This window comes from Mucilaginibacter myungsuensis, assembly GCF_015222005.1.
Taxonomy (GTDB): Bacteria; Bacteroidota; Bacteroidia; order Sphingobacteriales; family Sphingobacteriaceae; genus Mucilaginibacter; species Mucilaginibacter myungsuensis.
The window spans coordinates 200,572-212,431 of the sequence record NZ_JADFFL010000009.1; the positions used below are offsets into that span (position 1 = coordinate 200,572).

General features: G+C 47.8%; 8 protein-coding genes. 3 read left to right on the forward strand and 5 right to left on the reverse strand.

Translation table 11 applies throughout. The annotated features are described in order from the left end of the window. Nucleotides 1-71: 71 nt before the first annotated feature. Nucleotides 72-1,448, forward strand: coding sequence for an amidohydrolase family protein (locus tag IRJ16_RS19805; RefSeq protein WP_194113377.1), 1,377 nt, complete (start codon nucleotides 72-74; stop codon nucleotides 1,446-1,448). A gap of 254 nt (nucleotides 1,449-1,702) precedes the next feature. Then, a complete protein-coding gene (locus IRJ16_RS19810; protein WP_194113378.1) occupies nucleotides 1,703-4,159 on the forward strand; it encodes an outer membrane beta-barrel family protein in 2,457 nt (818 codons plus the stop codon). Between the two features lie 203 nt (nucleotides 4,160-4,362). Here the strand turns inward: IRJ16_RS19810 and IRJ16_RS19815 are convergent, their stop codons facing one another. The 5 genes from IRJ16_RS19815 to IRJ16_RS19835 all read right to left on the reverse strand — a co-directional run bounded on the left by IRJ16_RS19815 (nucleotide 4,363) and on the right by IRJ16_RS19835 (nucleotide 9,278). Next, the gene (locus IRJ16_RS19815; RefSeq protein ID WP_194113379.1) at nucleotides 4,363-5,070 is read right to left on the reverse strand and encodes a response regulator transcription factor; all 708 of its coding nucleotides are present in this window, start codon (nucleotides 5,068-5,070) and stop codon (nucleotides 4,363-4,365) included. Nucleotides 5,071-5,511: 441 nt separating this feature from the next. Further along, a complete protein-coding gene (locus IRJ16_RS19820) occupies nucleotides 5,512-8,013 on the reverse strand; it encodes a M14 family metallopeptidase (protein WP_194113380.1) in 2,502 nt (833 codons plus the stop codon). Nucleotides 8,014-8,187: 174 nt separating this feature from the next. Beyond that, nucleotides 8,188-8,397, reverse strand: coding sequence for a DUF433 domain-containing protein (locus IRJ16_RS19825; RefSeq protein ID WP_194113381.1), 210 nt, complete (start codon nucleotides 8,395-8,397; stop codon nucleotides 8,188-8,190). A 4-nt stretch (nucleotides 8,398-8,401) separates the two neighbouring features. Further along, nucleotides 8,402-8,887: a hypothetical protein gene (locus IRJ16_RS19830; protein ID WP_194113382.1), complete on the reverse strand. Its 486-nt coding sequence runs from the start codon at nucleotides 8,885-8,887 to the stop codon at nucleotides 8,402-8,404. Nucleotides 8,888-8,918: 31 nt separating this feature from the next. After that, a complete protein-coding gene (locus tag IRJ16_RS19835; protein WP_194113383.1) occupies nucleotides 8,919-9,278 on the reverse strand; it encodes a cupin domain-containing protein in 360 nt (119 codons plus the stop codon). Nucleotides 9,279-9,447: 169 nt separating this feature from the next. On the opposite strand from IRJ16_RS19835, the gene recQ reads away from it, so the two are divergent. After that, on the forward strand, nucleotides 9,448-11,595 hold the full coding sequence (gene recQ, locus IRJ16_RS19840; RefSeq protein ID WP_194113384.1) for a DNA helicase RecQ: 2,148 nt from the start codon (nucleotides 9,448-9,450) through the stop codon (nucleotides 11,593-11,595). Nucleotides 11,596-11,860: the final 265 nt, after the last annotated feature.

An 11,860-nucleotide genomic window follows, 5' to 3' on the forward strand; every position in this document is an offset into this window, starting at 1 on the left:
TCCCCTTCAAAGCCGCTTTCCCATCTCTGATACAGATACATCCCGATACTCCTACATATAAAATAAGCTTTATGAAAACCCTGTTTTTTGCGCTGGCATTCTTTGCCAACCTCACCTCTTTTGCCCAAAGCCAAAAGTTTGATCTGATGATCAAGAACGCAAATGTGTTTGATAGCAGAACGGGGAAGGTATTAAAAGGCCGGACCATCCTTATTAAAAGCGGCATTATTACCGAGGTAACCGGCAGTGCCGTTAAATACATCGTCACAAAAACCATCGATGCTGCCGGCAAACTGGTAAGCCCGGGATATATCGATACGCACATCCACCCTACCGATGTTTTTAGAAGCTATGGCCCACTGTTAGAGTATCTGCCTAAAGACTCCTTAGATCTTTACCGGCAACGGATAACAGATACCTATTTACCGTATGGCATCACCACAGGCATGATCATGGGGCATTCTGAAAAATGGCTACCTAATATCTATGGCTGGCAAAACGCACCCGCAGCAGATCAACTCGACCTTTATACCGTAGGCGGAGCGATGGTATCCAACCAAACCCGCACGCCCTACATCAACCACAGCATGGTCAACTCACCAGCTGAGGCTAAGCAAAAGGTATTAGAGTACTATATGCTGGGGCTAAAGCATATCAAACTATACTGGAAACTTAAACGACCGGAATTTGAAGCCGCATTTAAAACAGCCGACAGCTTACACATGAAAGTATATGCGCACGTGGATCAGAACGTTATGCAGATCGATACCGCCCTTAAAATAGGCGTACGAAACTATGAGCATGCGCTGACCCTGGTGAACAGTGTTTGGGATGCCGCCAACGACGAAGCTGCCTTCCGCGCGGAAATGAAAAAGTTTTACAAGCCAGGTGCCGAAAAGAACGGCCAGTTAGAACGCTTAGAGATGTTCCGTTTTATACACGACAGAAGGCCCGAAGCAATGAACGTTTTGATAGACCGCTTATTAAAAAACAAGGCGACGCTATCTACATCGATACATTTAATGGCCGAGCCGTTCGGCGCCGCTTATCTGATCAACAAGCCCGACACCTCGTTAAACTTGGCTCAATTGGCCCGTTGCAAAGAGAATATCAAAATATTCATGACCTATGTAAAGCAAGCATCCGACAAAGGCTTAACATTAAGGATGGGTACCGATTGGCCCAATGGCGGGCAGGCTTTTATCTCTGAGCAATTGCTATTAGCTGACCATGGATTCAGCACGGCCCGAATCCTACAGATAGCCACCATTAACGGTGCAACAGCTTTGGGGTTGGACGATAGATATGGTTCGGTAGCAAAAGGCAAAAAAGCCGACCTGCTTATCTGGGACAAAAGCCCTTTTGACAATGCTAAGAATTTCTCAGCCACAAAAACGATCATTAAGGATGGCGTTGTTTACGCAGGCAAGACCGTGAACACCAATTGACCCTGCAATTAAGATCTCTCTGAAAATGGCTTATACAAAGCAATACGCCTGCTTTTGGATAAGCCATTTTCACCTTTGGGGTAAATATTTTTAAGATCTGCTGTAACCAAAGCACCTCTTATTGCATCTTAATACCAAATAGTCCGGTTACGGTATTTATACCGGTCACAAAAAATTTTATCGAGATAATTTAAAAAAGAGGGCGACCTCTAAAGGGAAAATTATTGCCAAATTTTTACTAACGACATCACCACATGAAATTGATAAACAAATACATCACCTATATAAGCATCCTGCTGCTCAGCCCGGCTTTGGCATTTGCCCAAGCCCCGGCGCCAACAGGCAAGATTAGCGGAACAACAGTTACCACCGCAGGCAAACCGGTAGAGTTTGCTACCATTAGTCTGTTACGTGCCAAAGATTCATCTGTAGTGAAAGGCGCATTGGCTGATATTAACGGTAACTACAAATTAGACCGTGTTGCTAACGGCACTTACATCATCAAAGCTACAGTTGTTGGTTTCGACAAAGGATTGAGCAAACCATTCAGCATCAACGCGTCGGCGCAAGCGGTTACAATTCCTGCTATCACTATGGCATCGTCAGCTAAAGCGTTAAAGACAGTTAATGTACAATCAAGCCGTCCGCTGATCGAGCGCAAGCTGGACCGCACTGTAATGAACGTAGAGAACAGTGTATTGGCCGCCGGCAACAATGCCATGGAAATTTTAGAACGCGCCCCGGGTGTAACGGTAGATAAGGACGATAACATTACGCTGCAAGGTAAGTCGGGCGTTACCGTGATGATCAACGATAAGCTGACCTACCTATCGGCCGCGCAGTTGGCTACGTATTTACGTAGTACCGATGGCAGCAACATTGCATCGATAGAGGTGATCACCAATCCATCGGCCAAATATGACGCTGCGGGTAATTCGGGCATCATCAACATTAAACTAAAAAAGAACCGTGAGGTAGGCAGCAGCGGCAGCCTTACAGTCGGCGCAGGTTACGGTAATTACGGCAAAGACAACCAAAGCCTTACCCTTAACCACAAACAAGGCCGGTTGAACGCCTTTGGTACCTTTAGCCGTAACGATAATAAGAACGCGCGTTTAATGAGCATAGTGCGTGTGGTGGATAGCGTAGGTAAGCGCACTTACTTTGACCAGACCACCGCTATGACCCAATCTAACCATAACAACAGCTATCGCTTTGGGGCGGATTATGACCTGACCAGTCGCCACACCATCGGTTTTATTGTGAATGGCAACTGGGGGAGGTATAACCAAAACACACCTACCGTTAACCGCTTGGGCAGTGCGCCGGGTGTTTTCAACTCATACGTGAACAGTTTGGCCGATATCCGCCAGACCAATAAAAACTTTGCGGCTAATATTAACGACAGGATACAGCTGGATACTTTAGGCCGCGCACTGAGCTTTGACCTGGATTATTCTAAATTCGTTAACACATCCGATGCAGATTACCAAACCCTCACTTTTTTGGCTAACGGTCAGCAACAGATACCACCGATACTTTTGCGCAACCAAACCCCGTCGGATATCGACATCCGCACGGCAAAGGTTGATTATACCCACCCGCTTAGCAAAAGTTTGAAACTGGAGTTAGGCGCTAAATTCAGTAACGTAAAGACCGACAATGAATTGAATGCCCAGATCCGCAACAACACCGGCAACTTTGTGAACGATACCACCCGCACCAATCACTTTGTTTATCAGGAAAGAATTGACGCGGGGTACGTTAACCTGGGTAAAACCTATACCAATACATCCGTTCAGGTGGGGTTACGGGCCGAGTACACTTCATCGGTAGGTGATCTGATCACTACCGGTCAGGTGGTTCCGCGTCATTACCTTAACTTTTTCCCAAGTGTGTTTATCAACCACAAGGTGTCGCCTAAAGACCAGTTGGGTTTATCATATAGTCGCCGCATAGACAGGCCTACTTATGGCAACCTTAACCCGTTCATCTTTTATCTGGATCAGTACACCTATCAGCAGGGTAACGCCTTCCTGAGGCCGCAATACACTAATGCTTTTGAGTTGAACTACACCTGGAACAGCACCATCAACGTGGCTTTAGGCTACAGCCATACCAGCGATGTGATCACCCAGATCATCCTCACAGACCCTATAACCAAGGCCAGTTTCCAAACGGATCTGAACTTGAACGTGCAGGACTCTTACAGTGTTAACTTTAATTCGCCCTTCACTATCACCAAATGGTGGACCGGTAATGCCAACATCAACAGCTTTTACCTCAATAACAAAAGCAAGGACCTGTTAGGCGCCAACCTTAATTCGGGCCAGCTGGCTTATCAGGCCAAGATATCGCAAAACCTTACCTTCATTAAAGGTTACCGGATAGAGCTGATGTCGCAATACCGCTCGCCTTTAAAGACCGGCATTTACGATATATTGTCGCAGTATTCGACTGATGCTGGCGTTAGTCACACCTTCGCCAACAAAAAAGCGACCATCAAATTTTCGGTAAGCGACGTATTCAATACCCGTCGTAACAACATCAACAGTATGTATCAGTCGGTTAACCTACAGATCCGCCAGGTTAACGAGAGCCGCGTAAGCCGACTGACCTTCATCTACAACTTTGGCAACAGCAAGATCAAAGCCCGCCAGCGCCAAACCGGTGCCGACGACGAAAAGAACCGCGCAAGCGGGGGGAATTGAGTTGGCAGTTTGCAGTTTGACATTAAAGGCGATGGTGATCATCGCCTTTAACTTTTTATCCCTCCTTGGGGAGAGTGCGGTGACAATGAGCGGGAGCAGGAAGGGGTTAGCCGCTATGCATGGCAGCTAACCCCTCCCTGCCATTTCACACAGATCCCGGTCACCCGTCCCCAGGGAGGGACAAAAAAAGCCATTATAGCGCCCTACAACCCGAACCGCTCCGCCACACGGATCAGCTCGCGGATATTTTTTGTAGCCAGTTTTTTGTTGATGTTCCTTCGGTGTGTCTCTACCGTATATTGCGCCAGGAACAGCGCCTCTGAAATATAAACGTTAGTATGGCCTTTAGCGATCAGGCCCAAAACTTGTTTCTCGCGTTTGGTGAGCGTACTGAAACGCTGGAACAATGGGATATCTATCGGCTCGGTATCCAACGCCTTGTTGATGCGATTAAGGGTATAATTAGCCTGGTCGGTAGCCACGCTCATTAATACGACATGCCCGGGATGGTTCTCCATCAATTTGCCCGAAAGTTGGAAATGGCTCCAGTCGTGCGTACTGTTCGGGCGTACTTTTTGGTAAAAGGCAACTACCTCGCTTTTATCATCGCGCTGGGCTATGTCGGCAAAACGGCCGGCTATCCAGGCCATCTCGTCGGCGCAGAATATCTCTTCGCTAAAATATTCGGCGCCCATACCGGTAAGTTCTTCCTGGGTACGGCGCAAGTGCTGAAGGCCGGTCTGGTTCATATAGGTATTTTCCAGTTTACCCATATCGTTCACCAGCAATACCCCGGGCAAAATGTCGGCAACAGCCTTCAGCATTCCCATGGTATTGGCAAAGGACTTATCCAAGGTGTAAAGCTGCGACTGCAACACTACTTCCTGCTCGGCAGCACTGTAAACTTTCATCTAAATTAATTCAGGTATGGTCTATAATACGGCACTGTATCACTACAGGGCATGTTTAGGCCGCCCTAAATTAATCAAAATACCAACATGTTGGTATTTTGCAGATGACTTTTCCACACTACTTTCGTTTAATTTATCTTTATAAGAAAATGAGGGCATTGCGAGGTCTTTATTTGATAACGATAGACCTACAATACCTAAGAAATACAGTACGAAGGTTGATTTCCTTACCACCATTGAGGACCAATATAAACCGAACTTATTAAAGGCTGGGGGCTTTCAACCTAAACCTTTATTACGCTTTAATGAGTTTTAAATTAGTAATAGTTTGTGTAGTGGCGGCCATCGGAGTAGTTTCCCGATGGCCTTTTTGTTTGCCTACCGACAAAAAACCTTATAGATGGCATCGGCCTACTGCAAACTCTTAACTGTAAACTTCCCCTAATTCCCCACCATGAACACCGCGTTGCTGAACAGCAGTTTACCATTCTCCCAAAACTGGCGGAACAGCGGATCATCTACCATGTACACTACCGAACCGCGGCCCATGTTCTGTACGCCAAGCAGCATGCCGTCAACGATCTTCTCTTTACTTTTTTGGCCGACGAAACCTGCCACGTAACCATCTTTTTTGATAGAGCCAACGTTCCAACCGTTATCGCCCAGTAATTCATAAACCGTATCGTCCAGCTTAAGGGTATAATAATAATTGGGGAAACCAAAGCCCAGCGGGTGGGTGTTATCGATCTTGATCTTATAAATAGCGCCCGGCACCGATGACCGTAACGACTCGTGACTGCGGTCGCCATAAATCCGTACTTCCTGCACTTTCTTTTTCTCGCCGTCCTTTTCTTCTTTCTTGTCTTTCAGTTTGGCTGCAAAACCTTTCTTTTCATCCAGTGATCCAATGGCATCACCCATCACGATCAGTTTACCGCCATCGCGCACCCAGCCGGCCAGCTTATCTGATTGCAGGTCGTTATAACCACCATCAGGAACGATCAATACGTCAAAATCAGACAAGCGCACCCTGCCCATATCCTGGTAGCGCACCAGCGTTACGGGATAACCCAATTGCTGCTCAAAAAAGTGCCAGATCTGACCCATACTGCCCGATGATGTACCATCGTTGGTAAGCAGCATTACTTGCGGTTTTTTGATGAAGTGGACCTCTTTAGAGCCAATATCTGCGCCCTTATCTACAAATCCCGAACTCAGCGGCACCAGTCTGCGACCGTAGCGGTTGGCTGCCTCTACGATCAGCTTATCAAAATCGGCACGGTTATTACCCGCCTTAGTGATGATGAGCGAACCCGCCGCGAATTTCTTGCCGCCCGTTTCAAACTCATTTTCGGCATAGCGCACTTTGATGTTGTTCTTTAACAACGCCGCCAGAAATTTCACATCCTCTACCGACTGCCAGCCGCCAACATAAGCGTAAGCCTTGGTGGCGTTCATTGGCGCATCGGTGGTATGGGTATAGTTCGATTCTGTCCCTTTCAGCGATTCCTTTACACCGTAGGCCTTCAATCCATAGGCGAACGGTAACGACCAAGCCGTAATATCGTAAGTATTAGAGTCGGCCACAAAGGTTTTAGGCTCGAATAGCACATTCAACAATACCGACCGTGGCTGATAGGTATTGATCACCATATCATCGCCGGTGATACTCAGTGCCTCGCTCTTAGTGGTAAAGTAATTGTAGGCTGACGGGACGCTCTTGCTTAACCCGAACGCGTATTGGATGCCGTTCCTGTCCAGCAGCTTGGCCAGGGCGGCTACCTTGTCTTTGTTATCGTTCTTTACGATGTAGGTCTTGTATTCGCCGTTAGGGTTGGTACGGCTATCGTCGAAGAACTTTTTATACTCTGCCAATACTTTAGTAGCATGTTTAGATGCGGTCTCTACCGTACTTAAACTATTGCTATGATGGTGGGAAATACGGTCTTCCAGCGTCAATGTATCGCCGCTACGGGTCTGTATCGCTAAACCTCCGCCAATGCCTCCCTGCTCGTACGTCATGCCGATAGAGCCATTATAAAGTGGGTAAGTATCGCCGTACGATGGATAAAGCAGATCAAACTCCTCACGGGTAAAATACATCCAGCCCTGCTCGTCAAAATATTTAGCGTTGTTCTTACCGATGGTGGTCTGGAACTCGCGCTGCCACGGGGTGATCACCTTATGGAAAGGCTCGGCCGCCGGGGCAAAGTAGTACGGACTATTGTAACCCTGCTCGTGGAAATCGACGTGGATCTGCGGCAGCCATTGGTTGTACAACCCTACCCTTGCCTGAGATTCTTTTTGTACCTGCCAGGCCCAATCGCGGTTAAGGTCAAAATAATAGTGGTTCACCCGGCCGCCCGGCCATGGTTCGGTATGCTCACGGGCCGATGGGTTCGGATCCGGCACGGCACTGCTTACCTGGTTAAAATAATTCACGTAGCGGTCGCGGCCATCGGGGTTTAAACATGGATCGATCGCAATGATCGTATTGGCCAACCATGCTTTAGTTCGGGTGTTGGATGGGTCTACCAGATCAAACAAAGTTTGCATAGCTGCCTCGCTTGATGAAGGTTCGTTACCGTGCACGTTATAGCTTAACCAAACAATTACCGGCGGGTTGCTTATGGCGGCGCTTTTCTCCAGCCCGGTCAGTGACAGGTTGTATTTGCGGATAGCATCCAAACGTTCGATATTTTCGGCCGTGCCAACAAATGCGGCCAGCAACGGGCGCCCCTCGTTAGTGGTGCCGTATTGCAGCAGCTTTACATTCTTAGAATTTTGCGCAACCTGCGTAAAATACTCGGCAATGCGCGAGTGAAAGGTAAAATGCGTACCCAATTTATAGCCTAAAAAGTCAGACGGCGACTGCAAGGCTTGAGCCATCGCGCCAACCGAACAGATGATCAATAGTAACAGGGGAAGTAATTTTTTCATCATAACGTGATGGCTAATATAAATATCCGGATGCGGAAAGTGAAACCGGAAAGGTTTTTATACGGGGAGAGCGAGCTACAGGTTTGTGTTGAGCAATGCCGGCGATCTAACCACAAAGGACACAAAGACTTGCATTAGCTATGAACACAAAGGCTTCCTTCTTTGTGGGCTTTGTGGTTAATTTTCATCATCATTTAAAATCAGGGCCATAACCGCTAAAGCTTGCTCTTTTGTTACCGTTGGAAAGTCTTCTAAAAACTCATCTAAAGGAACGCCTGCATGGAGATGGTCCAATAACGACTCGACAGGGACACGGGTTCCTGTGAACACGGGCTGCCCGCCTAAGATGTCCGCATCGATAGTTACAAATTTCTCGTTATAACTCATAATATCAACTGTTATCATTAGCCACTTCGATGCTTGTCACCAAACCATTGACGTTATAAGTAAATGCAACCCAAGCGTCAGCATCCTTAATGCCTAACCTGATAAAGTTATCGCGCTTGCTTTTGAACGACAGAGGAAAAAGCGCTTTTAATTTGGCAATGTTATCACCTACTTTAAAAGTTTGCCCGCCGATCATAAATCGGAAAAAGGGACTTTTCACTGTTATCAATTCGCATTTTTTATCATGAAAAAAAACTTGCAGGCCTTTGTATCGGTAATAGTCAGATGTACCACCCAAAACCTCGTCGGCCACGGTAACTATTTGGGCTTTTCCAAAAGCTTTTTGCAGGTCGTCAGGTGTGCCCAATCCAAAGCTTCCACCCGAAGCATTGGTAACTTTGATAGACTTGCCATCGACCATGTTTTCCTCTGGCATTTGAGGCGTCTGTAAATTGAAAACAAAAAGCAGTATAGCGAATAATTTGGTCATATTGATGTTTTGAATAGGTTTTAATTAATAATCAGGCATATAGGGCAACGCCAAAATAAACAAACTCCAACGGCTCGTTGTGGTCGTTGATCAGCTCGTGCTCTGTACCGGCCGGTATACGCACAAAGGTCGTCGGCAGCAGGTCGATCAGTTCATCAGCGATGTGATAAATTCCCTTTCCTTTAATGAAAAAGAAATACTCGTCCATAGTAGCATGGCTGTGCCTGCCCGATCGGTCGCCTTTGCTCATTACGCCGTAAGCAAATTGCGTAAGTGCCGAATCGGTATCGGAGTTTTTGGTAAAAACTTGTTTCATGCCGCGGGCATGCGCGTTTGGCTCGGCGGCAATATGCGCAAGTAATTGATGGAAGAGACCTTGGTCAGCGTTCATAAAAGCAATTTTCAGGATGGCTCTAAGATAGGATTAAAACAAATAGGCTAAAATGGAGCAGTGATGATCGATCGGTTTTGGTTTCTGTAAAGATACAAAACATTTTTGATAAATGCTAAAAATATTTGCTATTTTTCAGCGAAAATTTTCTGTACATCTAAGCCCCGCTATGACACCTCTTAAGGCCCTTCAGCAATACTTTGGATACGACCAGTTCCGCCATCAGCAAGAGGCCATCATTCGCCGGTTGCTCGACGGTGGCGATGCTATGGTGCTGATGCCGACCGGTGGCGGCAAATCTATCTGCTATCAGTTGCCGGCCGTCTTGATGGACGGTTTGACCATCGTCATATCGCCCCTGATCGCCTTGATGAAAGACCAGGTAGACGCGCTGAACGTGAACGGTATCCCGGCCGCGTACCTCAATTCAACCCAAAGCAACGGCGAGCAGACCGATATCGTCAACCGCCTGAAAGTCGGGCAGATCAAATTACTTTACCTCGCCCCCGAGCGTTTATTCAAAACAGGCAACCGCTTGACCGAGTTTCTGCAGTCGCTCAAAGTATCACTTATCGCTATTGATGAAGCGCATTGTATCTCGCATTGGGGCCACGATTTCCGCCCGGAGTATTTAATGCTGGCCGGGCTGAAGGATGCTTTCCCTAAGATACCCGTTATAGCCCTCACCGCCACTGCTGACCAACTGACCCGCAAGGATATTCTGGAAAAACTGGCCTTGCATGAACCGGCCGAATTTGTATCGTCGTTCAACCGGGCTAATATCAGCTATACTGTTGCGCCTAAAAAGAACAGTTACGACAAGCTGATGACGTTTTTGGATTCGCATAAAGATGATTCGGGGATCATTTACTGCTTGTCGCGGCAATCGACAGAGACTTTGGCCGAACAGTTGAAAGCCGAAGGATTTCTCGCTGAGGCTTACCATGCCGGATTGAGCAATGAGATCAAGGCTAAAAATCAGGAAGCCTTTGTGCGCGACGAGGTAAAGATCGTAGTGGCTACCATCGCCTTTGGTATGGGTATCAATAAATCCAACGTGCGCTGGGTGGTGCACTACGATCTGCCGAAGAACATCGAAGGGTACTATCAGGAGACCGGCCGTGCGGGGAGGGATGGATTACCGTCAGAGGCATTGCTATTCTTCTCTGCCGGGGATGCCAACAAGCTACAACGCTTTGCCCAGGTAGAGGATAACCCCGAGCAGACGGCCATCATGCTTAAAAAGCTGAACGACATGGTGCGCTATTGCCAATTGACCACCTGTCGCCGCCAATACCTGCTTAATTATTTCAATGAGCCGTTCCCCGACCGCTGCGGCAGTTGCGATGTGTGTTTGACCGAGCGCGAAACTTTTGATGGTACGCTCATCGCCCAAAAAGCGCTCTCTGCCGTAACCCGCGTAAAAGAGCGATTTGGGGCCGGCTATGTGATAGACCTGCTACGCGGCGCCAATAACGCCAAGATGTTCGAAGAACATAAACAGCTAAAAACCTACGGTGCAGGTGCCGACATCAGCAAAGCCGATTGGCAACGCTACCTGCGCGAACTGATATCATTAGGCTTTCTGAAAACATCCGACGGCATGTACCCCGTGCTGATGCTGACCGAAAAAAGCGAAGCCGTGCTGAAAGGCTGGCAAAAAGTAGAGCTGACCCTATCGGCGGTTACTGAAGAGGCACAGCACGAAACACCACAGCACGAGATGGAACTATTTGATAAACTTAAAGCGCTGCGCGCTGAGATAGCCCGGGACGAGAACGTTCCGCCGTATATTATCCAGTCGGACGCTACGTTGTTGGAGTTGGCCACCTATCTACCGCAAGACCTGGACGAAATGCGCCGCATATCCGGCTTTGGCGATGTAAAGTTGGCCCGCTACGGAGACAGGTTCCTGAAAACGGTGGTGCTATATTGCCAGGCCAAGGGTTTAGCATCCAAGATCAACGCCCGCCCTGCCAAACGTGAGCGGGCGACCGAACGGAAACCCCGTGTACCAACGCTCAACGGCACAAAGCAGGAAAGTTTTAATTTGTACCGCTCGGGCAAGACCATTGAAGAAGTAGCCGCATTGAGGGACCTTTCGCCAACCACTATACAAAGTCACCTTTGTCATTTTATCCAAACGGGAGAGATGAATGTATCTGAGATGGTCGCACCCGAAAAAATGCCGGCCATAAAAGATGCGGTGGAAAGCTATGGCGGCCAAGCACTGTCGCCCTTAAAAGAAGTTTTAGGCGACGACTACAGCTACGGCGAGATCAAAGCCGTGATCGCCTGGATGAACAAGGAGGGGTAGAAATGAAATTGTGTGCCGGGACCCTGGCTTTAAAGTCTCGCTTCCCCGCTTGAGCGGGGTCAGGGGTGTGTCCTCCGTTCGCAAAGTCAAGAAAGGACACCCCTATTAAAGGTTCTGCGTTATGTTCGTTCAATGCATCCCCGCTCAAGCGCTATCGTGTGGACACATCTTTATGGAGACAATAGGCCTCCATTGCATCATTAAAACGACCAAGACCTATCCATAGCGTGGTAATTCCGGGATTTTTATAGCTTTCGTATCCTTT